Origin of the sequence: Siansivirga zeaxanthinifaciens CC-SAMT-1, from assembly GCF_000941055.1 — a bacterium.
Taxonomy (GTDB): Bacteria; Bacteroidota; Bacteroidia; order Flavobacteriales; family Flavobacteriaceae; genus Siansivirga; species Siansivirga zeaxanthinifaciens.
Genome location: NZ_CP007202.1, coordinates 1,419,932 through 1,446,298, shown reverse-complemented (window position 1 = coordinate 1,446,298; position 26,367 = coordinate 1,419,932). Strand labels below are relative to the sequence as shown.

At 33.3% G+C, this 26,367-nt stretch carries 22 protein-coding genes and 1 tRNA gene; 10 read left to right on the top strand and 13 right to left on the bottom strand.

Annotated features, from left to right (window positions below; genetic code table 11):
* Window positions 1–25: 25 nt before the first annotated feature.
* The 7 genes from AW14_RS06375 (at window position 26) to AW14_RS06345 (ending at window position 5,397) form a co-directional block, all read left to right on the top strand.
* Entirely contained in the window at window positions 26–418 is a 393-nt protein-coding gene (locus tag AW14_RS06375) for a DUF1398 domain-containing protein (protein WP_044638060.1), read from the top strand.
* Window positions 419–532: 114 nt separating this feature from the next.
* A complete protein-coding gene (locus AW14_RS06370; RefSeq protein WP_044638059.1) occupies window positions 533–1,279 on the top strand; it encodes a phosphatase PAP2 family protein in 747 nt (248 codons plus the stop codon).
* A 155-nt stretch (window positions 1,280–1,434) separates the two neighbouring features.
* Window positions 1,435–1,914 (top strand): glycosyl-4,4'-diaponeurosporenoate acyltransferase CrtO family protein, encoded by a 480-nt coding sequence (locus tag AW14_RS06365; RefSeq protein ID WP_044638058.1) that lies wholly within the window; start codon window positions 1,435–1,437, stop codon window positions 1,912–1,914.
* Window positions 1,915–1,994: 80 nt separating this feature from the next.
* The gene (locus AW14_RS06360; RefSeq protein ID WP_154662123.1) at window positions 1,995–2,432 is read left to right on the top strand and encodes a nuclear transport factor 2 family protein; all 438 of its coding nucleotides are present in this window, start codon (window positions 1,995–1,997) and stop codon (window positions 2,430–2,432) included.
* A gap of 418 nt (window positions 2,433–2,850) precedes the next feature.
* Window positions 2,851–3,447: a hypothetical protein gene (locus tag AW14_RS06355; protein WP_044638056.1), complete on the top strand. Its 597-nt coding sequence runs from the start codon at window positions 2,851–2,853 to the stop codon at window positions 3,445–3,447.
* Between the two features lie 75 nt (window positions 3,448–3,522).
* Window positions 3,523–4,632, top strand: a complete 1,110-nt coding sequence (locus AW14_RS06350; protein WP_044638055.1) for a Fic family protein — start codon at window positions 3,523–3,525, stop codon at window positions 4,630–4,632.
* Between the two features lie 132 nt (window positions 4,633–4,764).
* Entirely contained in the window at window positions 4,765–5,397 is a 633-nt protein-coding gene (locus AW14_RS06345) for a ribonuclease H1 domain-containing protein (RefSeq protein WP_044638054.1), read from the top strand.
* 188 nt (window positions 5,398–5,585) lie between these two features.
* On the opposite strand, the gene AW14_RS06340 is transcribed toward AW14_RS06345, so the two are convergent.
* Complete coding sequence (locus AW14_RS06340; protein ID WP_044637031.1) at window positions 5,586–6,782, bottom strand: IS256 family transposase; 1,197 nt, start codon at window positions 6,780–6,782, stop codon at window positions 5,586–5,588.
* Between the two features lie 947 nt (window positions 6,783–7,729).
* On the opposite strand from AW14_RS06340, the gene AW14_RS15305 reads away from it, so the two are divergent.
* Complete coding sequence (locus tag AW14_RS15305; protein WP_084708923.1) at window positions 7,730–9,469, top strand: recombinase family protein; 1,740 nt, start codon at window positions 7,730–7,732, stop codon at window positions 9,467–9,469.
* On the opposite strand, the gene AW14_RS06335 is transcribed toward AW14_RS15305, so the two are convergent.
* The 4 genes from AW14_RS06335 to AW14_RS06320 all read right to left on the bottom strand — a co-directional run bounded on the left by AW14_RS06335 (window position 9,429) and on the right by AW14_RS06320 (window position 13,610).
* Window positions 9,429–9,501, bottom strand: a tRNA-Met gene (locus AW14_RS06335). The two genes, AW14_RS15305 and AW14_RS06335, sit on opposite strands and share 41 nt — an antisense overlap.
* A gap of 211 nt (window positions 9,502–9,712) precedes the next feature.
* A complete protein-coding gene (locus AW14_RS06330; RefSeq protein ID WP_044638053.1) occupies window positions 9,713–10,549 on the bottom strand; it encodes a Two component regulator three Y domain protein in 837 nt (278 codons plus the stop codon).
* 212 nt (window positions 10,550–10,761) lie between these two features.
* Window positions 10,762–11,607: a Two component regulator three Y domain protein gene (locus AW14_RS06325; RefSeq protein ID WP_044638052.1), complete on the bottom strand. Its 846-nt coding sequence runs from the start codon at window positions 11,605–11,607 to the stop codon at window positions 10,762–10,764.
* A gap of 92 nt (window positions 11,608–11,699) precedes the next feature.
* The gene (locus AW14_RS06320) at window positions 11,700–13,610 is read right to left on the bottom strand and encodes an ABC-F family ATP-binding cassette domain-containing protein (RefSeq protein WP_044638051.1); all 1,911 of its coding nucleotides are present in this window, start codon (window positions 13,608–13,610) and stop codon (window positions 11,700–11,702) included.
* Window positions 13,611–13,695: 85 nt separating this feature from the next.
* On the opposite strand from AW14_RS06320, the gene AW14_RS06315 reads away from it, so the two are divergent.
* Window positions 13,696–14,094, top strand: coding sequence for a DUF983 domain-containing protein (locus tag AW14_RS06315; RefSeq protein WP_044638050.1), 399 nt, complete (start codon window positions 13,696–13,698; stop codon window positions 14,092–14,094).
* On the opposite strand, the gene AW14_RS06310 is transcribed toward AW14_RS06315, so the two are convergent.
* The 8 genes from AW14_RS06310 to AW14_RS06275 form a co-directional block, all read right to left on the bottom strand.
* Window positions 14,091–15,134, bottom strand: a complete 1,044-nt coding sequence (locus tag AW14_RS06310; protein WP_044638049.1) for an NAD(P)/FAD-dependent oxidoreductase — start codon at window positions 15,132–15,134, stop codon at window positions 14,091–14,093. The genes AW14_RS06315 and AW14_RS06310 overlap by 4 nt on opposite strands.
* 106 nt (window positions 15,135–15,240) lie before the next feature.
* Window positions 15,241–16,131 (bottom strand): type IX secretion system ring subunit PorN/GldN, encoded by an 891-nt coding sequence (gene porN / locus AW14_RS06305; RefSeq protein WP_044638048.1) that lies wholly within the window; start codon window positions 16,129–16,131, stop codon window positions 15,241–15,243.
* 39 nt (window positions 16,132–16,170) lie between these two features.
* The gene (gene porM, locus AW14_RS06300) at window positions 16,171–17,730 is read right to left on the bottom strand and encodes a type IX secretion system motor protein PorM/GldM (protein WP_044638047.1); all 1,560 of its coding nucleotides are present in this window, start codon (window positions 17,728–17,730) and stop codon (window positions 16,171–16,173) included.
* A gap of 51 nt (window positions 17,731–17,781) precedes the next feature.
* Window positions 17,782–18,423, bottom strand: a complete 642-nt coding sequence (gene porL / locus AW14_RS06295) for a type IX secretion system motor protein PorL/GldL (protein ID WP_044638046.1) — start codon at window positions 18,421–18,423, stop codon at window positions 17,782–17,784.
* A gap of 97 nt (window positions 18,424–18,520) precedes the next feature.
* On the bottom strand, window positions 18,521–19,873 hold the full coding sequence (gene porK, locus AW14_RS06290; RefSeq protein ID WP_456242869.1) for a T9SS ring complex lipoprotein PorK/GldK: 1,353 nt from the start codon (window positions 19,871–19,873) through the stop codon (window positions 18,521–18,523).
* A 162-nt stretch (window positions 19,874–20,035) separates the two neighbouring features.
* Window positions 20,036–21,202, bottom strand: coding sequence for a formimidoylglutamase (locus AW14_RS06285; RefSeq protein WP_044638044.1), 1,167 nt, complete (start codon window positions 21,200–21,202; stop codon window positions 20,036–20,038).
* Window positions 21,203–21,361: 159 nt separating this feature from the next.
* A complete protein-coding gene (gene topA, locus AW14_RS06280; protein WP_044638043.1) occupies window positions 21,362–23,851 on the bottom strand; it encodes a type I DNA topoisomerase in 2,490 nt (829 codons plus the stop codon).
* Window positions 23,852–23,988: 137 nt separating this feature from the next.
* Complete coding sequence (locus tag AW14_RS06275) at window positions 23,989–24,762, bottom strand: hypothetical protein (protein WP_044638042.1); 774 nt, start codon at window positions 24,760–24,762, stop codon at window positions 23,989–23,991.
* Window positions 24,763–24,911: 149 nt separating this feature from the next.
* On the opposite strand from AW14_RS06275, the gene miaB reads away from it, so the two are divergent.
* Window positions 24,912–26,360, top strand: a complete 1,449-nt coding sequence (gene miaB, locus AW14_RS06270; protein WP_044638041.1) for a tRNA (N6-isopentenyl adenosine(37)-C2)-methylthiotransferase MiaB — start codon at window positions 24,912–24,914, stop codon at window positions 26,358–26,360.
* The last annotated feature ends 7 nt before the right edge of the window (window positions 26,361–26,367 follow it).

The following is a 26,367-nucleotide window of genomic DNA, read 5'->3' as shown; positions in this document are numbered from 1 at the left end:
TAATTATAATACAGAACTATTAAACATGTTTACCAGAGAACAAATACACCATGCATTTAAAAAAGTAAAAAGCGGCTCAGATTTCCCTCAATTTGTTCAAGATTTAAAAAAAATTGGTGTTACGCACTATGATAATTTTGTGTCAGACGGGCGAACAAAATATTATGGGAAAACTAATTTTACACTTGATGGCGAAGCGAAATATTCTAAAATTAAAGTGAATAATCTCAGCACATCGAAAGACTTAAAGGATGCCATTTCAATTCACCAAAATGGCCAAACAGATTATCCTACATTTTGCAAACAAGCCGCAGATGCCGGAGTAGAAAAATGGACGACTCATATGATTGAAATGACGGTAACTTATTTCGATAAAAAAGGGCGTAAATTACTCGTTGAGCCTATTCCAGAAATTTAACTTATAAATAAAATTGAGACTTTTACAAACAACTTTTCTACTTTAAAATTACACTTATAAAAACAAGAAACTTCAATTCTTAATAACCATTTTTTTGTAATTTGAATAAACAAAATGAACAAAATAATATGCCTGCTTATCCTTTTTTGCTTCAAACAGCTTAACGGACAAACCTCTCAAACAGACTCCTTACAAAACAAAAACAATCATCAATTAAAATATAAATCTTTAATAATCCCTGCCGTTTTAATAGGTTATGGAATTGTTGGTCTGGAAAGCCACACCTTAAAGCTTATAAATACAAATACACGAAATGAAATAAAAGAACATATCGACACCAAACTAACTATTGATGATTTCTCTCAATACAGTCCATTTTTATCAGTTTATGCTATAAACGCGTTTGGTATCGAGGGAAAAAATAATTTTAAAGACAGAACCATAATTTTAGGCACCGCCTATTTAATTATGGGAGGCACAGTAAATATATTGAAACAAACAGGAAATGTAGAAAGGCCCGACGGTACATCAAAAAACTCTTTCCCTTCTGGTCATACAGCCACTGCTTTTATGGGAGCCGAATTTTTATATCAAGAATACAAAGATATTTCTGTCTGGTATGGTGTTACAGGTTATATTGTCGCAACAGGTACAGGTATGTTTAGAATGTACAATAACAGGCATTGGCTAACCGATGTTGCTGCTGGTGCAGGCATAGGAATTTTAAGTACTAAAATAGCGTATTGGATTCATCCATTAATCAAAAAAACGCTATTTAAAAACAAAGAAACCGCCAACGGAATGGTTATGCCTTTTTATAATGGCCGCGACTTAGGGTTAAACTTATCCATGACATTCTAAAAAAACTAACTCAAAAAGCTTAAAAAAAATATTACTTGTGTGGCCCGAACACAAGAATTATCGCATGTTTTATATGTGATTTATTTACTAAATTTAGTTTTTAAACTTCGTTTGATTCGAAACTCATCAATATTGCAATTAATTTTAAAAATTAAATGATAATAGAAAGCTTAAAATTAGGATTCGTTTATGGGATTTCAATGTCGTTCATATCTTGGATTGTTGGGATGATAATTAATAGTATGCTCGTTAAAACAGAATTTTACAAAAAAATATCAAATCTAAATTTTATTAAAAGTAGAACACTAAACAAACGCATTGGAATTAAATATTTTAAGTGGATTGTAAAAAACAGTTTCTTCAAATTTTTTAATCAGAAAATTAAACTGGAAAATAAAAATACAGACTTAGTTGTAATTAGAAATGAAATGACGCTGTCTGAAATTAGTCATTTAATAGGATTTGTTTTTGTTTTTTCTGTTGCTATTTATAAAAGTATAACTGTGGGAATACTATTTGCTCTAGCAATGATGATTCCTAATACGCTATTAAATCTCTACCCATCATTATTACAACAAGAAAATAAGAGACGTATAGATGATTTTTTAAAAAGGAAAACAAGAAATACAAATTGATTACTTGTAAAACACGAGGTTTTTTTTTAGACATACGAAACATTTCTAAATATAAAACCTATAACATTGAAACCATAAAAATGAAATCAGTAAAAATTATACTTCTTGTATTATTCATATTCTGTAACAAAGGTTTTGCTCAAGATGTAAGTCTTGATATCTTAAAAAAAGAAGTTTTAAAATCTCAAGCATCCAGAATTTCGGCAATGATTGATGCCGATATTAATAAATTAAAAAATCTTTTAGCAGACGACCTAACTTATGCCCACACAACCGGCTGGACAGAAACAAAATTGGGGTATCTTGAAACAATAAAATCTAAAAGAATCCATTATATTTCATTTGTTCCAAGAGATGTAGATGTAAAAATTTATGGAAACACAGCGATTCTATCAGGTAAGGTAGATGTTAATTTAGGGAGAACAGATTTTACTATTAGATTTTTAGAAGTGCAGTGTAAATTAGATGGTATATGGAAATTAACCGCATGGCAATCTGTTTTAAATAAAGTTGATTAACCATAATAAATCATAAACAAATTAATTATCCTTCTTATTTTAATTCCGTTTTCTAGAGCTATTGTTTGCCAGAATAAAAAAGACATCTATTTATCCATTAACCATGTGGCTTTATCAGTTAAAGAGCTCAATATTTCAGTTAATACGTTTATTGTTTCGGTGAGTTCTATCTAATTTTAAGACATAAAAAAAACGGTTTTAGCTTTCACTAAACCGTTTTGTACTTAGTAGCGGGAACTGGACTCGAACCAGTGACCTTCGGGTTATGAGTTTGATATTTCAACCCTTTTTTACGCTATTTAGCATTATTTTGATATAATCGTGTACGTAATTGTGTTCTCTGATTTATAATTATTTTCTAAGCAAATATACACATTTATTTATAACTTAAAAGTCTTATAATCAACACTTAAATATTATGAAATATTCTTCAACACCCAAAGAAATCTTATACAGTATACTGTCTATTTTGCCACAAGTTTCCAAAGAATTTGGAAATAAGGAAAAATACAAGTCACTAATAAGCTTTTTATCTGCAAAAGATTATTACAACGATTACGATATACCTTATCCTACAATGAAGGAAATAGAAGCAGTAACTGGTTTAAAGTCTTACCAGCTTAGAAAACAACTTACTGAAATTTACGACAAAATATTTGCTTTTGATGAAGACTTTGAGTTTGAGTTCAACAAAACAACGATGCTAATTCATGTAGAATACCACAAAAATTTCGGAGCGTTCAATTGCAAACCTTTGAAATATTTACCCAGAATTGGTGAAAACATATCGTTAAGATTTTTAAAAGCCAAGATAGGCATAGACTTCTTTTACGTTCAAGACATAAGGCATTCATTTGAAGAAAACCGACATACTATTGATCTGTTCTTAAAAGGCGGGCTTTTTAATTCATATTGGTACTACAGAAAGCATAAAGCAGAAGAATTAAATGAAATACATTTTCAAGACATGCATAAACTGTACGATTTTCAAATAAAAGAAAAACTCGGTTTATAACTTTGAGCCATAAAATCTTATTTTATAGCTCAATTTTTACTTATATTTGAGCTATAAAAACAAAATTTATAGCTCATGGCTAGAAAAATATGGAATTGGCAATCTGAAAAATGGCCACAATTTACATATGACGAAAATAAACTTAAAGAACTAGAGTTTCAATTTTCTAAGAACACTGGCACGGTATTAGGTGCCTTTAAGCATGTAAACGACGAGGAAAAAGCACAATTCATTATTGAAATTCTATCTAACGAAGCCCTTAAAACTTCTGAAATAGAAGGTGAATATCTAGACAGAGATAGCATACAATCATCAATAAAAAGAAACCTCGGACTTAGCGTGGATAAAAAAGCTGTGAAACCTGCTGAATTTGGGATTTCAGAAATGATGGTCGATTTATACAGAAATTATAGTACCGAATTAACAGATGAGCTATTATTTAATTGGCATAAAATGATTACTAATGGCAGAAGGGATTTAAACGAAATAGGAAAATATAGAACTCATGAAGACCCTATGCAGGTAGTTTCAGGTAGATTAGACAAACCTACTGTACATTTTGAAGCGCCTCCTTCAGATAAAATGAAAGAAGAGATGCAACAGTTTATTTTATGGTTTAATGAAGTACATACATCTAGTACAATGTCACCAATAGCAAGAGCTGGAATTGCACACCTGTATTTCGTATGTATTCACCCTTTTGAAGATGGTAACGGACGTATCGGACGTGCAATAGCAGAAAAATCAATTTCTTTAAGTTCTGGACAAGCTTCTTTAATATCGCTTTCTAAAACCATTGAAGCCAACAAAAAAGATTATTATACATCTTTGGAAAACAACAATAAAAACCTAGAAATTACAAACTGGCTAATATATTTCGGAAAAACCATATTAGAAGCCCAATTAGAAACACTAAACCTTATCGATTTTTTAATAGAAAAGGCTAAGTTTTACGACCGTTATAAAGGACTAATGAATGAACGCCAATTAAAAGTTGTTGAACGACTTTTTAATGCAGGCCCCAATGGTTTTGATGGCGGACTAAGTGCTATTAATTACACACGTATTGCTAAAACTTCAGCATCTACCGCTACACGAGATTTGAAAGATTTAGTGTATAACAACATTTTATTAAAAACAGGAGACCTTAAAAGCACTAGATACTGGCTTAATATAAAATTATAACTCTAAAATTGTTAGCCTTAAATTTTAGAAATTTAATTCTTACAAAATGACGCTTTATTTGTACGATTTTGTTTATGTTTGAAACACAATACCTCAAACAAACCGTTAATTTTTTAAGATTGAATAAAACTTATGGCTAAACCAAAATATTATGTTGTCTGGGAAGGCAGAAAAAAGGGAATTTTAGAAAGTTGGGCAGAATGTACAGAAAGTACTCACGGCTATAAAGGAGCCAAATATAAATCATTTAAAACAAGAGAATTAGCTGAAAAAGCTTATTCAGAAAGTTATGAAGATTATAAGGGAAAAACCATATTTGAAACCGAATTATCCGACGATGAATTAAAAAAAATTGGAAAACCAAATTTGAATAGTATTTCTGTTGACGCAGCTTGCAATATGCAAAATGGATTAATGGAATATCAAGGCGTTGATACTAAAACCAGAAAGGCTATCTTCCGACAAGGCCCCCACAAAGGCGCTTCTAATAATATAGGAGAATTTCTTGCTCTTGTTCATGCTGTTGCATTAATGAAAAAAAAAGGAGACAAAAGACCTATATATACCGACAGTACAACTGCGATTAGCTGGGTAAACCGAAAAGAATGCGGCACTTACACTGACAAAACTGAAGAAAATAAACAAGTTTTTGATTTAATAAGTAGAGCAGAAACATGGCTAAATAACAATGAAATTGAAAACAAAATTTTGAAATGGGAAACCAAAGCTTGGGGTGAAATTCCAGCCGATTACGGAAGAAAGTAAAAGACATTACCTAATTAAAGCATACGAGTTGTAACCAAACATTTTCAATAAAACTAATAACAAGGCATAGACAAAAGAACCAAAGCCATTGCCTTGAGGGATACAGTCCAACAGGAAATACGCTTTGGCCAACAAATGTGACACTATCCCGTAAAGTGTGTAAGTTAAAAATCGAGGGTTTAACTTTTTTAAAGTTGAACCCTTTTTTCAAATATAGTTAAAAACTGGTTTAAAATAATGCCCCAGTTCCTAATAGGCATCGACCATTTTTTGGTAGCCTCTCTAAGGGCTAAAAAAGTGGACTTCATAACAGCTTCATCTGTTGGGAATGAGAGCTTGTTTTTAGTGTATTTTCTGATTTTTCCATTAAGGTTTTCAATAAGGTTCGTAGTGTAAATGATTTTTCTAATTTCTAAAGGAAATTCATAGAAAGCGGTAAGTTCTTCCCAGTTATCTCTCCAGCTTTTAATAGCGTAAGAGTACTTGTGTTCCCATTTCTGAGCAAAGTCTTCTAGGGCGGCTTTTGCTGCACTTTTGGTGGGTGCATCGTAGATGCTTTTCATGTCCTTTGTAAATTCTTTCTTGTCTTTCCAAACAACATACCGACAAGCATTACGAATCTGGTGTACCACGCAGATTTGGGTTTTAGATTCAGGAAAAACGTTTTTAATGGTGTCGGTAAAACCGTTAAGATTATCTGTGGCCGTGATAAGCAAATCCTGAACGCCTCTGGCTTTCATATCGGTTAGTACACTCATCCAAAAGGCTGCCGATTCATTCTTCCCCAACCAAAGCCCTAAGACTTCCTTTTTACCATCTCTACGCAGTCCTACGGCGATGTACATGGTTTTGTTAATGACTTTGGAGTTCTCCCGAACCTTAAATACGATGCCATCCATCCAAGTAATTAAATATACGGGCTCCAGAGGTCTGTTTTGCCAAGCAACAATATCATTGGTAACTTTATCTGTGATACGTGATATGGTAGATGTGGATACATCAAAATCGTAAACTTCTCGGATTTGCTCTTCAATATCAGAATTACTCATACCCTTGGCATAAAGGCTGATAATGACGTTTTCTATGCCATCAACCATGTTAGTGCGTTTAGGAACCAGCATAGGGTTAAAAGAAGCGTCCCGGTCTCTGGGAACTTTAATATTAGTCTCTCCTAAAGCTGTTTTTATCTTTTTAGACCCATAGCCGTTACGGGTATTGCTATTATCGGATTGCTGATGCTTCTCATAGTCTAAATGAGCATCAAGTTCCCCTTCTAGCATCTTTTCAATACCTCGCTTTTGAATGGATTTTAGAAAGGAGGTCAGTTCGTCTCCTGTTTTAAACTGTTTTAAAAAATCGTCGTTTAGAAAATCTTCTTTCTTCATAAGTGTGTAAATTTTAAAATTAAACAAAAAAATATCGAGGGTTGCAACCCTCGATATTTTTAACTTTACACACTTTGTGAGATACTACCTTTTTAATTTGTAAAGAAGTTGATTAAATTGTTACGACAAATTATTTCTCCTATTTCTTACTAGTTTATTTATTTTCGAATCAATGGATTCTCTAATGAATTCTGATTTATTGATTTCTTCTTCAACAATAGTATCAATTAGTTTTCGATACTGGTGTTCTGTTATTCTTATAGTTAGTGATTTTATTTTCTTGTTTTTCATGTCCAGTATTTATCTAGTTTTTATCTAGTCTAGTTATTCCGGGGGATCTAGTATCTAGTTCTTATTTATTATTTTCTTCTAGTTCCCGTAGGGTTTACCTGTTGAAGATCTGGAGGTGAGATAGTCCTCCCCCTTACCCCATGTTTAAGGAGGTGGAAACCCCAAGGTCTTATGTCTGTTTCGACCTGGTCCCGCGACATCACCGAAAGACGCGGTTTGTTGGCTACATTAGAGGAATCGGTTCCCCTGAGATCATACCTTCCAACTTTGTTCTGGCATATTTTGTCCTATTTGATCTCGTCCCACAGTTGAACTTAAAACAGTAGTCGCTGCCGTCATTTCCTCCGACCAACTACCGTCGTTACATATAAATATGTCCCGCAAACCAAAAAGTCAAAAAGTTTCGAATTTTTTTTGGGGTTGACTATCTCGATAATTTTCTGTATATTTTATATACACCCAAATTTTGGGTTAAGGACTGACCCTCCTTGAGTAACGGTGTCAGGGTATGTTACCACTTAAATCCATGGGTAACGCCAAGATGGTATAAACTGTGGTCTTAAAACATCGCAGATAGAGTAATCCTCTAACTCTTTTGGGAAAATTATCTACCTCGAAAGTGTCGGTCCAGACCTATCGGGAACTAACGGGTGATCATGACACACCCGAAGAAATCGTCATGGAAATCATTAATCAATTGTATAACCTTAGTTACATTATATGTAACCACAACGATCTTAATTAAAATGAATACAGAATATTTTAAACGATTTGTAAAATCTGAAACAGAAGAAATAAAAAACAATGAAGTGTGGGTGTATACCCGCGTCTCTTCTAAAAATCAATTTGACTCCAACCACAGTATTGAGAATCAGATTTACTACGCTACTCGATTGGCGGAGAAAATGGGTTACAAAATCACTAGAGAATTTGGTAACACCTATGAGTCCGCAAAGGATGACTTCACAAAGAAGGAGTTCACAAAGTTGATCAATGAAGTCAAGGAAAGTAAGAAGAAACCCTTTGGGATAATGATTTACAAAATGAGTCGATTCTCAAGATCAGGAGGTAGCGCCATCGGTTTAGTTGATGATTTAGTTAAAACACATGGTGTTCACCTAATTGAGGTGTCTACAGAAACAGATACATCAACTGTTACAGGTGAATTGAGAATTATTGATTCTTTGGTTCATGCAAGAAGAGAAAATGTAGAACGGTTGACTTTTACAATCCCAGGTCTAAAAAGTTTTGTCAGTAGAGGTAATTGGTTAGGTAAATCTCCTAGGGGATATGATCATTATGGTCCTCGAGTAAAAAACTCCAAGTTTGTTCAGGGGATACAAGAACTCAAAATTAACGAGGAAGGAAGACTTCTTCGTTTGGCGTGGGAATGGAAACTACAAAACATCCCGGACCATCAGATAATAGATAAACTCAGGGTTAGAGGTTTAAAAGTGACCAAACAGTTTGTGAGTTCAATGTGGCGGAATCCTTTCTATTGTGGAATCCAAGTCAATAGATTTATGGATGGTGAGGTATTGAAGGGTAACTGGGAGGGTTTGGTGTCTGAGGAGGACTTTAGAACCGTTAACGATCAATTGGAATCAAAACCAAAGAATGAATACGAACCATACACCAATCAACAATCAAGACCACTTCAAAATCAACTCTATTGTGGTTGTTGCGGCAGTAAAATGACCGGATATAAGGCGAAGGGTAAATTCGATTATTACAAGTGTTTAAACTCAAAATGTAAATCAAAAGACCTCAACGCAAACAGTAGTAAAAAGTCACTCAAAGAGGGTATTCATAATGTTTTTAGTGATTTGTTGTCGGGTTTAAAACTGAAAGAAACCCTACAGGAGGTTTTCAAGGAACAAATGAGACTAACCATTAACGGACAGAACAAGGTGTTCTTTGAGGAGGAAAGTAGACTCAAGAACAGAATAGAAGAATTGAATCGAAAACTTGATGGACTGGATCGAAAGTACGCGTTTGACAATTTAGATAAGGACTTGTATACTCGTTTTAGAAATGAAACCGTAGCGGAATTGAGGACTGTTGAGTTGAAATTGGATGATTTTCAAACTCGGATATCGAACCTAGATAAAAGAGTAGAGGATTTAGTTCATTTCTCGGGAAAACTCAATGAAATATGGGGTTCAGGGGATTATGAAACTAAGGTAACGGTTCAAAAATTGATCTTCCCAAAGGGTATTGTCATCAATCCCGTTGAAAGGGAATATCGAACCTCAGGTCTCAACCCGATTTTCAGGTTAATCCATTCATTTACGGGGGATGACGGGGATAGAAATAAAAAACGGACCGGTAGAAATACCGATCCGTCTTGTTTAGTAGCGGGAACTGGACTCGAACCAGTGACCTTCGGGTTATGAGCCCGACGAGCTACCTACTGCTCTATCCCGCGATTTGAAACGCAACAACAAACTTAGCTTTTAACTTTCGGTTCATAATACCGACATTGTTGTTTCGGATTGCAAATATACAATCCTTTTTAAATATAACAAGCGTTTTTATAATAAATTAATCGTGATTTTTATAAGTAATTGATTATGATAAAATTGACAAAAAAAAAGGGCAACTTAACTAGTTACCCTTTTTCTGTTTATAATTATAATTTATTCTTTTTCTATATCTAAGGTCGCTGTAGCTGTTTCACCTTGTAAATCTAACTGCATTAAACTTGGAGGATTGTTTCCGCCTCTTACAACAGAAATATATTCTTTGTTTAAATTATTATCGCTTACCATCATGGTATTTAAGTTTTTTAAATTCATAAAACTTAATGGTAAATCACCAGTTAATTTATTAGATGATAATACTAATTCTTGTAGGTTTGATAATTGTGCGATTTCATTTGGTATTTCACCTTCTAAGTTATTATCAATTAAAATTAATTTTTCTAATTTCTCAAGTGCATAAATTTCATGAGGAATTGTACCAGTTAACATGTTACTACCCAACGATAATTCCTTTAAACCTTTCAGTTTCATTAAATCTGTTGGAATGGTTCCCGAAAACTTATTTGCAAATAATTTTAATGTTTCTAATTTGTTTAACGCACCCAATTCTGCTGGAATATTACCTTCAAAACTATTCATGAACAATTCTAAAGATTTTAATTCTTTTAAATTTTTCACTGTACTAGGAATGGTTCCTGTTAACTTATTAAAACCTAAATTAAGTTTTACCAAACCAATTAAATTTCCAATTTCATTTGGTAAAGTCCCTTGAAGATTATTAAATTCTAAACTTATTTCAACAACTTGATTGTTTTCTACTTTAACACCATACCACGTATCGATTGAGGCATTTAAATCCCAAGTGGTGTTCCATTGGTTTCCATTAGTTGAATTGTACAAAGCTATTAAAGCATCTTTTTCACTAAGTGAAACATTAGCAAACGAAAACATAGTTGCTAAAAAAAACAGGGCTGTAATCTTAAAATTCTTCATGGTATTATTCAATTTGGGATTAATAACTACACGAATGTAAGCATGAAACAGACAAAAAACTATTTTATTCGATAAAATGCATGTTTTTTTAACACATAAACATCGCTAAACGACTATTAGCATCGATAAAATGCACTATTAGTTTGTTTACAATAAAAAACTAAACCAATAACCATCTCAACATGAGTTAATTAATTATAAAAAAAATTAAATTAATCTTCGTCAATTTCAGTTAGTCCCTTACCTATTTCGGTTTTATTATTATGTCTTAATTGCAATTGCATAAAAAAAACATTAACATCTAAATCTGAACTGGAAAAATAATCATCGTCAAGATTATTATCACTCACCATAATGGTGTTTAACTTTTTAAGATTGATAAATTCTAAAGGCACCACGCCAGTGAACTGGTTTGATGAAAGAATAAGAATTTCCAAATTGGTTACATAAGCTAATTCTATTGGAATATGCCCTTCCATTTTATTATCCATAACACTAAACTTTTCTAGTTTTTGTAGATGAATAATATCGCCCGGAATTGTACCTGTTATATAATTACTTCCAAGTAGTAGCGCTTTTAAATTAGATAATTTAAAAAGTGATTTTGGAATAGATCCTTCAAATTTATTACTATAAAGCACCAAAGTTTCTAAATTACTTAAAGAACCAAGAACCTCTGGTAAAGGACCTTCAAATTGATTCATAAATAGCTCTAGAGACACTAAGTTTGATAGTTTAGTTAAATCATCTGGTAATTTTCCAGATAATTTATTAAAACCTAAATTAAGTTTTTTAAGATTTGGTAGATTAAAAAAAGTCTCAGGAAGTGTTCCTGTTAAACCGTTATGCTGTAAATTGATTTCAACGACGGTTTCATTTTCAACTGTAACACCAAACCACGTCGATACCGGTGCATTCGTATCCCATTTAGTTGTCCAGTTTAAACCTTCGGTGTTTTTGTACAAAGCCAATAAGGCCTCTTTTTCGGAAGCAGGTACCGAAGCAAAGATGAATCCGTGTATAAAAAAACACAAGATACTAAGTTTGATTAATTTCATGTTTTACAAGATTCAGGGGATGAACCTTACAAAAGTAATAAAATTATTCGGTTAAATACATTTTATTTCGATGAAATGCAATTCTGAGAAATTTAACTCTCTATTTCTTCTATTTCAAGATGTATAGCTTCCCATTTATTCATTAAATCTTGCAACTCCGATTTCATTTTTTGATATTTATTGAAGAAATCTGGTTTTGAAGTAACCGCTTCGTAGTTGGTCTCTAAATCTTTATCAATATTCTTAATGTCTTTTTCTAACTGATTAATTTGAGCTTCAACATTACTCAATCTATTATTTAGAGATTTTAATTTCTTTTGCTCGTCGTAAGACTGCTGCTTTTTTTCCTTGGGTACTTCCTTTATTACCGTTCTTTTTTCGACTTCACGTAAACTATCAACATTTCGTTGCTCGAGATAATAATCTATATCGCCTAAATACTCTTTAAGTTTATGGTCTTTAAACTCGTACACTTTATTTGTTAACCCCTGAAGAAAATCACGGTCATGCGATACAATAATTAAAGTGCCTTCAAATTTTTTAAGAGCTTCTTTTAAAACATTTTTAGATTTAATATCCAGGTGATTTGTAGGCTCATCCATTATTAAAACATTGAATGGCTGCAACATAAGTTTAGCTAGTGCTAAACGGTTACGCTCGCCACCAGAAAGTACTCTAACATATTTATCGACTTCGTCACCACGAAACAAAAAAGAACCAAGAATGTCTCTAACTTTACTTCTATTGGTCTCATTTGCAGCATCAATCATGGTATCTAAAATGGTTTTATTTCCATCTAAATATTCGGCTTGATTTTGCGCGAAATAACCAATTTGAACATTATGCCCTAGTTTTAAGCTTCCTTCATATTTAATATCGCCAACAATAATTTTAGCTAAAGTAGATTTCCCTTGTCCGTTTTGACCAACAAAAGCGGTTTTACTGTCGCGTTCAATAAGTAAATTTATGTGCTTTAAAACGTCGTTATTACCATAGCTTTTTGATATGTTATGCGTTTCGACCACCACCTTACCTGGCGTTACAGATACCGGAAAATTTAAAGTCATAACACTGTTATCGTCTTCGTCAACTTCAATTCTATCAATCTTATCTAATTTTTTAATTAGAGATTGCGCCATGGTTGCTTTCGAAGCCTTAGCCCTGAACTTTTCGATTAATTTTTCGGTTTGCTCTATTTGCTTTTGCTGATTTTTTTGAGAAGCCAACTGCTGCGTTCTTAATTCTTCACGAAGCACCAAATAATCTGAATACGACTTCGGATAATCATAAATTCGTCCCAGTGAAATTTCTATGGTACGGTTTGTAACATTATCTAAAAACATTTTATCATGCGAAACAATAGCTACGGCCCCGCTATAACCTCTTAAAAACCCTTCTAACCAGATAATCGATTCGATATCTAAATGGTTTGTAGGCTCATCGAGTAGTAAAATATCGTTGTTTTGAAGTAACAATTTAGCCAATTCAATACGCATACGCCATCCGCCAGAAAATGTATCGGTGAGTTTATTAAAATCTTCACGTTTAAAGCCTAAACCTTGTAGAATTTTTTCGGTATCACCCTGGTAATTATAACCACCTAAAATTTCGTATTGATGCTGTAAATCATTAATATCAACCATTAACTGGTGGTAGCTATCACTTTCATAATCGGTTCGTTCGGCCATTTGAGTGTTTACAGCTTCCATTTTGGCTTCCAGTTGCTTAATTTCTGTAAAGGCCTCATAGGCTTCTTCCAGAACGGTGCGACCTAATTCAAAGTCGATATCTTGCTTTAAAAATCCTATTTTTAATTCTTTATCGGCAGCAATTTGACCGGTATCCGGCTCCATTTCCTTAGATAGTATTTTAAGCATTGTAGATTTCCCAGCACCATTTTTACCAATTAAGCCAACGCGGTCTCCATTTACCAATTTAAACGTAATATCTTCGAACAAATATTCGCCTTGAAATGAAATGGATAAATTATGAATGTTCATCATAGAAATGTAACTTATGATACAGAACTTTAAAATTTAAAGAATACTTTTGTTCTGTAAATACGAATGCAAAAGTACATTAAATAATATGTTTAAAAAAGGTTCAAAATTATATAGCATTATAACAGGAAATTGCCCTAAATGTCATGAAGAATGTATGTTTAAAAACAAAAATCCATACATTCTTACCGAAGCTTTAGATATGCATGAAAAGTGCAGTAACTGCGGTACAAAATACAAAATAGAGCCCTCGTTTTTTTATGGTGCCATGTATGTTAGCTATGCCGTTGGTATCGCTTTTGCCGTAGCGGCTTTTGTTATTTCCTTCTTCTTTTTTAAAGCAAACATTAATATCGTTTTTGTTTCAATAATAGGTACTTTAATTGTGTTTTTACCAGTAATTTTAAGACTTTCAAGAAATATTTGGATTAACTTTTTTATGAGTTACGATAAAAACCTGGCTAAAAAGAAAGAAAACAAAAGTTAGCAGTTAAATCGATTTATATCAATTTCTGCATCTAATGGAATTTTGTTTTCAATTAAATTGAACAACGCTTTGGCAACATAAGGACCAATCATGACCCCTCGAGTTCCTAAACCGTTTAACAAATACATGTTTTTAATAGTACTGTGAGCGCCTACTAAGGGTCTTCTGTCTTTAACCGTTGGCCTAACACCTGCTACTTGATTAACGACTTCAAACGAGCAGTTTATTAATTTATTAAGCTTTGAAAGCAGCTCCTCTTTAGCAGATTTAGATGTGTTATTAGTTAAGTCTTTCCACTCGTAAGTTGCTCCTACGATATATAAATCGTCTCCTAAGGGTATTAAAAATACACCTGCCTTTAGTACATAGTCTATTTTTAATTGAGGCGCATGAATGGTAAGTAATTCTCCTTTGGCAGACACTAAAGGCACCTGTTTAAAAAACGGATTTTTAGTAACACCAAATCCTTCAGCAAAAACAATATGCTTCGCTGTGATATCTTTATACTGAATAAAGGCCTCGTTGAAAACTAAGTAATCGTAATTAAAAATCTCATCAAAAAATAATTGGCTTTTAAGCAAATCGTTTTTATAGGCATCAATTAAAGTTTTAACATCTATACGACCTGTTTCTAATACTTTACCAAATCCGAATGGCGCATCTATAAACGGATTGGTATTTTTAATAATAGTTGAAGAAAGATATTCTGAAAGTATCGGTTTATCTGAAGCCGTAAACCAATCATTTTGTTCTTCTAGAGAGGCGAATTTTCGGTAAACAGGTAGTTTGTAATCTATTTTAATTTGAAGATTAGATTCCAGCCTATTAAACATTTGTAAGGCAATCTCTAATTGTTCCTGGCATTTCCAAACTGGTGTAAAACGTTTTAAAACAACAGGATTATACAAACCACCAGCAACGGTTGAAGATAGTTGCGAAGCATCATCGAAAACCAAAAACGACTTGTTATTTGCTTTTAATTGTTCGCAAAAGCTTATACCGGCAAGACCAATACCAATAACTAAATAATCTACTTTCATAAGGTTACGAAGATAAAGATAGAAGCGCTGGTTTCATAAATAAAAGGCATAAAAAAACTCACTTAAATGAAGTGAGTTTTTTTTTATTTTAATAATGAATTTAAAATTAATATGTCCACATATCTAATTCAAAATCTCGTATTTTCTCTTTAATTCTTTCAGATTCCAACAACTGCATTAAAGAATTCTCTGAGATATACTCCGAAATTTTTCTATCGCCTTGAACATTTTCTTCTTTATAAATAAATCCGTGAAAACGTCGTGCATTTAAAACATGATCGTACGAAAAAGGCATGGAACTGTTTTTGTTATTAAAAGATTTAGCTTCATGTAAAACCTCACGAGCATCTGGATAGAAAATCCAGAATAACTCTACTAAATCTGGCTTTTCAGCGTCCATAAAGTTGACATCTGGCGCTACAGGAGCAATCCCTAATAATCTATATTTCATTTCTGCTTGACGCTTATCGAAATACCAAAGCCCTTTAATGTGATACTCTTTAATATCGGCAGCAGCAAGTTCTCTCTTGTCAATATACTCGGCAGATAATTCTTCACCGGCATTTAATTGTTCGATACCGTATTCGGTGGTATCTACTTTTACAAGAGCAGCTTCAATATCTTTTAAATTAGTTTTTGTTTTAAAATAAGAATCGCCGTAAATGTTTTTAATTTTTCCGTTTCTAATGTTTTTCATTAAAACATCATACAAAGACCTTCTGTCGCTACCAATATTATTAGTATCGATTGGGTAGTATAATGGGAAATTAGCACGCTCATCTAGATCTATTTTTTCCCAAACCATTTTAGAAAAAAGTATATCTCTGTCGTCTACATAACCATAATCCAGTGGTTTATCGTTATCGATTGCTTTTTGAGCTTCTGTTCTAACACCAATTTCCTCTGGACTTTTAGCGTTAAGAATATTAGCCTGTGCAAATATGCTAGATACTGTAAAAACAGCTGTAACGGTTAATAAAAAACTTTTTAAATTCATCTTATTATACTTTTTTAATTATTAGGAAAGCCTAATATTTTAGTTTGTAAGCTCAATAATAATAGGCGATACTTTTTTAAGTATCACGCTAACGCCTTCAGCTTTGGCTTCAATATCAAAAATAGTAACATCGGTTCCGCGTTTTGCTTTTGTTAAAGCTGACTGGGCTCTGCTATCTAATTTGTTACCGTTTACACTAATGGTAGGTTCTCCTGGCACTTTAAATTTGAAACCAGTAACACGTAATGGTAATTCAAAATCAAAATCGTCAAACTTAGCACCAATAGTAGAAATGGCTAAGGCATTTTTTTGCATTTTAACAGATCCATCTTCACCACGAACTGTACCAGTTGGTTTTGGTAAATCTTTAATTCTAAAAGAAGCTTTATCGCTAACTGTTTGACCATCAATTTTACCCGTTACATTAATAGTAACTTCTCTACCTTGAATTCTAGTAGCATCCATAACGTATTTACTTCCACTAACACGAGTTAAACCTGCTGCTGAAGCATTTACATTGTTATCTGCAATTCCAGCAAAAGAGATTGTCATTGGGTTTTTAACACCACGATAAACCACATTCATTTTGTCTGCTGAAATAGTTGCTGAATTAGGTTTTGGAACGGTTGCAAAAGACGTCGATACAGGAACTGGTGTTTCTTTACCATCTTCTAAGAAGAATAAATTACCTTCAATTTTATGCTCTCCAGGTGAACCGGTTCCAACTGCTAGTTTAACTTTACCATCTTCGATTGTGTATTCATTCTCCGATAGTTTTCTACCATCTAAAGTTAACTCAACACGGTTTGGTTTAGTTGAAGCATCTTTACGACCTAAAACAATTTGCCCATCAAACTTCTCACCATTAAAGTAAGCCGATTTTGAAGTTTCCATTAAAGTGGTATAGTTTGTCATAGAAACTTGGTTCGATAACTCACCAGCTAACATAGTCGATAAAATTTCAGATTCTGTAGTTTTAATATCCGACTGGATTTGAGTTAATTTAGTTAACGAAGCCACTAAAGGAAAGCCTTTATAGTGATAATCTAACCAATCTACTTTTATACCGTCTCTATTTGTTACAGGCTCTGTATTAAAGTTATCTTTAACATCTTCTACGATACCTTTCATTCCTTTTTCGTTAGCTAATATTTTAGCAACACCTTCTCTAAAGGCTGCAATTTTAGCTAAAAACTCTTGACCCTCTGGTTTAATTTGAGCGCCTTTGAAAAAGTTTTGATCTAAGTAATCGCCTTTATCCATAACCTCGTAATCTTTTGGGTTTTCGATATTAGCAATCATTTTCGATTTCAAATCTTCAATATAATTATCTAAATCTTCAGCAAGAACATTAATTTGATCTGCTTTAGCTTTTAAAGGTTTATATTTTTCTGGTTGATCTGATACTTTTTGTTCTAACCCCGATAGAAAAGCTGTATTTCTTTGGTCTGTAGCTTCATTCGAATCGGTTAATTTTTCATTCATTAATCCAAATGCTGAAAGCACTTCTTTAGACATATTTAACGCTAGCATCGCTATAAATATTAAATACATCAGATTAATCATTTTCTGTCTGGGTGATAAATTTCCTCCTGCCATGTCTAATTTTGGTTTTGGTTAATTATTATTAATTAAAGATAAACCTGCTAATTAGTTTTTATTCATTGCAGATAACATACCACCATATACACTATTTAATGAAGATAAGTTTGATGCTAAAGATTGCATTTGTTCTTTTAATTTAGCTGCATTTTCTACAGACTCCTCGTTAATTGAAGCTTGTTTACTTGCACTCTCTAACTGTACTTTATAAAGGCTATTTAAAGATTCCATTTGAGCAGCAGCTAAAGCTAATTCTTCGCCATATTTCTTAGAAGCTTCGATTGAATCGGCGCTAGAAGACATATTTTTAGCAGCTCCTTCGAAATTTTTAATGCTATTTCCAAGGCTTGAAATTAATTCGCTGTCAATTTTAGCTTCTTTTAATAAATCATCTAATTTTTTAGATAATAAACCTTGTGCATCTTCTGTTTTTGCTTTTTTACCGTTAGATTCTCCTCCAGCTAATTCTGGGTAAACTAAAGACCAATCTAATTCATTATCTACGGGTTCGAATGCCGATAAGGCGAAAATGATTGCTTCTGTTACCAGACCTAGAGTTAACATGGCGTTACCTGTTATTGGTCCGAATTCCATGTGTGTTATTTTGAAAAGTGCGCCAATAATTACAATTGCTGCTCCTAATCCGTAAGCCATATTCATGAACTTTTTGCTTGCTTTTGACTGTGCCATAATTTTAGATTTTTAAATTAAGTAAATACTTAAGTGGTTAATTGTTAGGTTAATATTTAAAGTTGATTTGATTCGTTTTTAACTAACTAGTTTTATATTATTTAGTTACCTGTGTCCCCATGTAATCTTGAACTGTTCTAAAACCAATGTAGCTTCTTGCTGAATCTGCATATTCGTAATCTCTTGAGCTTACTTGTAAAAAGTATGCAACATCTTTCCAAGAACCACCTCTAACAATTTTACGTTGATTGTTTTTGTCGTTCACACTTGGGTTAATTGTTGAAGTAAATTCATATGAAGAAGCATCGTAACTGGCATTTACCCACTCGGCTACGTTTCCTGCCATGTTATATAAATTATAATCGTTAGGCTCGTATGATTTGGCTTCTACGGTATATAAAGCTTGATCGGCAGCATAATCCCCTCTTACAGGTTTAAAGTTTGCCATAAAACAGCCTCTATCACTCTTAGTATAAGGACCTCCCCAAGGATAGGTAGCTGCTTGCAGACCACCTCTTGCGGCATATTCCCACTCTGCTTCAGATGGTAATCTAAAGGTGTTTACCATAGAAGCACCTTTTCTAGATTTCTGATATGAGTTTTTACGAATAGTTCTCCATTCGCAAAAAGCTTTAGCTTGTTTCCAGGTTACACCTACAACTGGGTAATCTCCGTAAGCATCGTGCCAGAAATAATCGTTATGCATTGGTTCGTTGTAAGAATAAGCAAAATCGCGAATCCAAACAGTTGTATCTGGATAAACCTCAACTTCTTCTTTAACGATAACATCTTCACGTTTAATATTTCGTTTTTTGGCTGCTTCCTGGATATCCATATAACTGTATTGGAATTTAAATTTCTTAACATCCCAGGTACGTTGTCCGTTATATGAAGCTTCCAATGGTAAGTACATTGTATCCATAACTTCTGCATAATATTCATCTGGATAATCTGCAGTATCAAATATTAATTCAATATCGTTATTGATTTTTCTTCCTTCGTAACCGGTTGGCCCTAAACCAGTATAGTTTTCCAACATGTATTTTTCATACACAGACATATTTGTTGTGTCTGCATCTTTAAATGCATACTCACCAATACCTCCATCATCTGGAACTTTACCAATTTCATCTGCTAAAATTGCTAATTTCATTCTAATAATAGAATCTCTAACCCAGTTTACAAACTGGCGATACTCACTATTAGTAATTTCTGTAGCATCCATGTAAAAGGCTCTAACAGTAACCGTTTTAGCTGGTGCATCCTGAACACCTGCTAAATCATCGTCGGCTTTACCCATTATAAAAGCGCCACCAGGAATAAGTTCCATCCCGTAAGGCTTCTCTGGGTGCCATTTTTTTCCCTTAACACCAACTAACTCACCTTTATCGTTTGAGCCACAACTAGCTAGTAATGTAAGTACTGCGGTTAATAAAATATACTTCTTAATATCCATAGAAAACTTGAGGTTAATTATTTAAGCTTCAATTTAGAAAGCGTAAACATATTTATATATTTTTTAAAAAACAACTTTTTTATTCAAAAAATTACATTTCATCGTAAAAAAAATGCTTTTCACCGATGAAATATACTTTTAAACTAAAATTACACACTAAACGCAATTTTTTTGAAATGCTTTGTACCAGCGATCTGGCACAATATTACTACATGCATCTATATAATCTTGGTGCATGCAAGGTAATAACGTATGTCTTTTTAATTTATTATTTACTTCTGCTAAAAATGGGATTTCAATCCACCATCTTCCTGTTTTATTACTTTTATAAAATACTAATTCTTGGGAGTCTACTAATGTAATGAATTTTTGATAACTATTTTCATCTGAAAAATCATCGTCATTGACACGGCAATTTACACCTTCAATAAAATACCAAAGCATTTGAGACACCAACATCGATGTCATTTCATCATCTTTTGAAGGTTTATATTCATAAATTCCAAAAGAACTTACTTTATTACTAATACCTGCATAACGCGCTATGGCACAAATTTCTTTACCATCTAAACCGTTAGGAGAAAATTTTTGCTTCAAACTTAACTCACTCCCCATAACCGCATTTAAATCTACGCTTACAATATTGGCATCGCGCATGGCTGGTTCTACCAAAGCAATATCTTTAGAAACGCTTCCCAATCTATAAGATTCGAAATACAAACTTTCCATTAAATCTTTTTCTTCCTGTGAATTAAAATAGGTTTGATAACCTACTGTGGCATAATTGAAAAGGTTATAAGGTTCATCTAAAATAATTTTACCAACAAAACTATCATTTTTCATAGGTTTTGTTGAATCCCCTAAATCGAATTTACAATCTACATTCACAATATTTACCATAGGCATTATATTATCGTAAGCCCTGTAATTGGCATAGGTAAGGTCTTGAGTGCCTCCTATAATAATAGGTATGATATTTTGTTTAATTAAACTTGCTACGGTCGATTTTAAGGCGAAGTAAGTATCTTCTACGGTTTCACCTTTTTCAATATCGCCTAAATCGGCTAATTGGGTATTCCAGCTTCCTGGATAAAGACTGTAAAAGGTTTTTCTTATTTCATTTAAATCGAAAGATTCTCCAATATAATTAACGTCGTTTCTATTTTCAAGCACGCCAAAAATAGCAATATCAACACCTTCTAATTCTGGAAAACCATTTTGAGAAGAATGAATTTTAATTTTTTTTCCTAGTGCCTGCGACGAAAGCAACTCGTTATGAGCTAAAATTAAATCTGAAACAGGAGAGAAAAATTCAAAATTCATTTTTATAACTTAATAAAAAATTTAATGTAAATTTCATTATAATATTACAAATTTCAGCTTTTGATTTTATAATAATTACTTGGTGAAATTTATAATTTACAATATTTAATGTTGAAAATTTATTAAAAACGTAATGCAGTAATCTTTATTACAAAAACACTATTTTTTCTTAGCCACTGCCTTTTTCTTAGCTGTTTTCTTTTTTGGTGTTTTAGCTTCTATTAAAGCTTTAGCCTCATCAACTGTCATGTTAGTAACATCTTCTGTTTTAGGTAATTCAACTTTTATTTTACCTTTTATTACATGATGTCTTCCCCAACGTGCTTTCTCTACTTTAATACCAGCATCTTTCCAGTGGTGTATCACCTTATCTTTTTCTTTTTGAATTTTATCTTCAATAAGTTCTACAATATCATTATCAGATAGATTGTCCCAATCATATTTCTTGTTTACGTTAATAAACATGTTGTTCCATTTAATAAATGGTCCAAAACGGCCTTTACCTTTTTGAACAGGTAAATCCTTATACATATAAATTGGGGCATCGGCTTCTTGCTTTTCTTTTATTAAAACAATGGCATCATCTAATTCGACACTAAGCGGATCGACACCTGAAGGCAACGATACAAAGGCATCTCCAAACTTTACATAAGGTCCAAAACGCCCATTATTTACTTCTACCGTTTCACCTTCATAAACACCAAGATTTTTAGGAAGTTGAAATAAATCCATCGCTTCCTCATACGTGATGGTGTTTAATTGTTGGTCGGGACTCAGGCTCGCGAACTGTGGTTTTTCTTCATCATCTGCTGTACCTATTTGAACCATAGGACCAAATTTACCCAAACGAACACTCACTTGCTTTCCCGTTTTAGGATCGGTACCTAAAATTCGTTCACCAGATTCTCTATCGGCATTTTCTTGTACATCTTCTACTTGTGGATGAAAATCTTTATAGAAGTCTTTCATCATCACTTTCCAATCTTCTTTACCTTCTGCGATATCATCGAAATCGGCTTCCACCTTAGCGGTGAAATTATAATCTAATATATATTCAAAATGATTTACCAAAAAGTCTGTAACAATAATACCTATATCGGTTGGAACTAATTTTCCTTTATCGGAACCTACTTTTTCAGTTAATAATTTGTCCTTTACCTTACCAGCGGTTAAAGTTAACTGCGAATAATTACGTTCTACACCTTCAACCGTGCCTTTTTCAATGTAATTTCTGTTTTGAATGGTTGATATCGTTGGTGCATAGGTAGACGGACGGCCAATACCCAACTCTTCTAATTTTTTCACTAAAGAAGCTTCGGTATATCGGGCTGGAGGTCGGGTATAACGTTCGGTGGCAGTAATGTAATTGTTTAGCAAGGTCTCATTTACTCGCATTGCAGGCAACATACCTTCTTGCTCTACATCTTCGTCATCGGTACCTTCTAAATAAACTTTTAAGAAACCATCAAAAGTAATAACCTCTCCGTTGGCTGTAAAAACCTCCTTATGAGTTGATGCTTCAATTCTAACATTGGTACGCTCTAACTCTGCTTCGCTCATTTGCGAGGCGATGGCGCGTTTCCAAATTAAATCATACAATCTGGCCTGATCGCGATCGATATCTACCGAATGTCTTGAAAAATCGGTTGGTCTTATGGCCTCGTGAGCTTCCTGAGCGCCCTTGGCTTTACTGGTATAATTTCTGGGTTTACTGTATTTCGATCCGTAAGCACTTTCAATTTCGGCTTGTGCGCCTTGTCTGGCTTCATCAGATAAATTAACACTATCGGTTCTCATGTAAGTAATTAAACCCGCTTCGTACAAACGTTGCGCCATAGTCATGGTTTTACTTACCGAAAAATATAATTTACGCGCAGCTTCTTGTTGTAAAGTAGAAGTTGTAAAAGGTGCTGCTGGCGATTTTTTAGCTGGCTTTTTTTCTAAGTCTCCTACTTTAAATGAAGCTGTTGCATTTTGTTCTAAAAACTTCTGAGCTTCTTCTTTAGTTGAAAAATTCTTAGGTAGTTTGGCTTTAAACGATTGTCCGCTTTCGTTAGAAAATTCAGCATCAATTCTATACGAAGCTTCCGGATTAAATTCTTGTATTTCGCGCTCGCGTTCAACAATTAATCTTACCGAAACAGATTGTACACGCCCAGCCGATAAGCCGCCTTTAACCTTTCTCCATAACACAGGAGATAATTCGTAACCAACAATTCTATCTAAAACACGACGGGCTTGTTGCGCATCAACTAAATGGTAATCTATGTCTCTCGGATTTTCAATCGCTTTTTGAATGGCGGTTTTGGTAATTTCGTGAAAAACAATACGTTTTGTTTTACTTTTATCCAAATTAAGAGCTTCTGCTAAATGCCAAGCTATCGCCTCACCCTCACGATCCTCATCACTTGCCAACCAAACCATGTCTGATTTTTTAGCTAGATCCTTTAGTTTTTTAACAATCGCTTTTTTATCTTTTGAAACTTCATATTTCGGATTGAAATCACCTTCAACATCAACACCTAATTCTTTTGAAGGCAGATCTGCTATATGTCCGAAACTAGACTCTACAACATAATCTTTCCCTAAAAATTTTTCGATTGTTTTTGCCTTAGCAGGTGACTCTACAATTACTAAATTCTTCGCCATACTTCACTTTTTGTAGGTACAAATGTATATGAAAAAAAGTTTATCTACCTAATTTTACTTATTATCTGTATTCTAATTAAATAAAAAAGCCTGCTTTTTACTTACAAAAACAGGCTTTAATAAATTATATTTTGAAATTATTCTATTGGCGCGCCTATTTCATCAATAACATCGCCTCCATTAAATCCAATAACATTTTTATAGATTAAATACATAGGTATTAATTGAAAAGATTGTAAGAACAACGACCCCAAACCACATGTTAACATAGATAAGGTAACTATACATATAGAACTTACAAATATTAAACCGAAAGAAATAAGCCATTTTTTGTTTCCTAGCTTAAAGCTTAAACTAACAATCTGGCCAACACTTAATTCTGGATTAAAAGCAAATATTAAAGAAAAATATGTTAATGGCACCATAGTATATATTAAAGGTAAGTAACATAACAATGCCGAAGGTACCGCTATTAAAATTGAAACCAACATTATTAGAAAAACCTTAGTAAGATAGGCACTTTTAACAAAGAAGAAAAAATCTTTAGTCTCTACGGTCTCGTTTTGATCTACCTTTTTTAAAATTCTGTAAAATCCAGCATTTATGGCGACAGCTATCGTACCAAGAACTACAACGCCAACCAACACAAAAATGATATACGGAATAGACATTCCTGATATAAAATTTTCCATCGCTTGGTTATCTTCAAAACCGTTTTGTTGTTGTGCTATAATTACGCCTATAAAAGGAATGTACGCTACAATTATTATAGGCATTAAAATTAACAGAATAAACAATTGCATTAAAAACCCTTGAAGCCAGGCTTTTTTATAAAGCTCTATAGATTCACTAAAAATAGTTCCAAAATCTAAGGCTTTAGCATTAGCTATTTTTTCTAAAATTGTATTCATAATTGGTTTATTGATTAGTGAAACCAAAGTAAAGGTTTTAAAAACTTTTCTCAAAATTTAATATATTTTTAAATATGACACTTTGTCAGAAACAACAAAATAATTGTATATTTGCACGCTTATTGAAAGATTTGTGGTGACTCAAGACTATGGAAAAAATTATAGACGAAAACAAACAAGGTGAAACGTTAACACTTCAACATAAAGAAGGAAACAAACGTAAATTATTTATAGAAAGTTATGGTTGTGCTATGAATTTTAGCGACAGCGAAATTGTAGCTTCCATTTTAACAGACCAAGGGTTTAACACCACCCAAAATCTGGAAGATGCCGATTTAGTTTTGGTTAACACCTGCTCGATTAGAGACAAAGCCGAACAAACCGTTCGTAAACGCTTAGAAAAATATAATGCTGTAAAGCGATCGCATAACCCAAAAATGAAAGTGGGCGTTTTAGGTTGTATGGCCGAGCGTTTAAAAACCAAGTTTTTAGAGGAAGAAAAAATTGTTGACCTAGTTGTTGGGCCAGATGCATATAAAGATTTACCTAACCTTCTAGCCGAAGTCGATGGTGGTAACGATGCTATAAATGTAATTTTATCTAAAGAAGAAACTTACGGAGACATCTCACCGGTTCGATTAAACTCTAACGGCGTAACAGCTTTCGTGTCTATTACACGTGGTTGCGATAATATGTGTACTTTCTGCGTAGTGCCTTTTACCCGTGGTCGTGAGCGCAGTAGAGAACCGCAAAGTATTATTGAAGAAATTAACGATTTATGGAACAAAGGTTTTAAAGAAGTTACCCTTCTTGGGCAAAACGTAGATAGTTACCTTTGGTATGGTGGCGGATTGAAAAAAGATTTCGATAAAGCTTCCGATTTACAAAAAGCAACCGCCGTTAATTTTGCAAACTTGTTAGAATTATGCGCCAATGCCCAACCAAAAATGCGCATTCGTTTCTCTACCTCAAATCCGCAAGATTTTACCATGGATGTTATTGAAACCATGGCAAAACACGAAAATATTTGCAATCATATACACTTACCCGTGCAAAGTGGAAGCGATCGTATTTTAAAAGAAATGAATCGTTTACATACGCGTGCAGAATACATGCAATTAATTGATAATATTAAAAAAATTATTCCCGATTGCGCTATTAGTCAAGATATGATTGTTGGATTTCCAACAGAAACGGAAGCAGATTTTAAGGATACGGTATCGTTAATGGAATATGTAAAATACGATTTTGGTTATATGTTTACCTATTCTGAACGTCCGGGAACCCTTGCAGAACGCAAAATGGAAGACGATGTTCCTGAAGAAACCAAAAAACGCCGATTGGCTGAAATTGTAGAGTTACAACAAGAGCATAGCGGTTTTAGAACCAGACAAAATTTAAACACGGTTGTTGAAGTTTTAATTGAAAAAGAATCTAAAAAATCAACTGCGCATTGGTCTGGCAGAACACCACAAAGTTTAGTAACCGTATTCCCAAAAGGCGATTATAAAATTGGCGATTTTGTAAACGTTAAGGTTACAGATTGTACCAGCGCTACCCTAATTGGCGAAGCGATTGGTTATTCAAAAAATAATTAATAAAAAA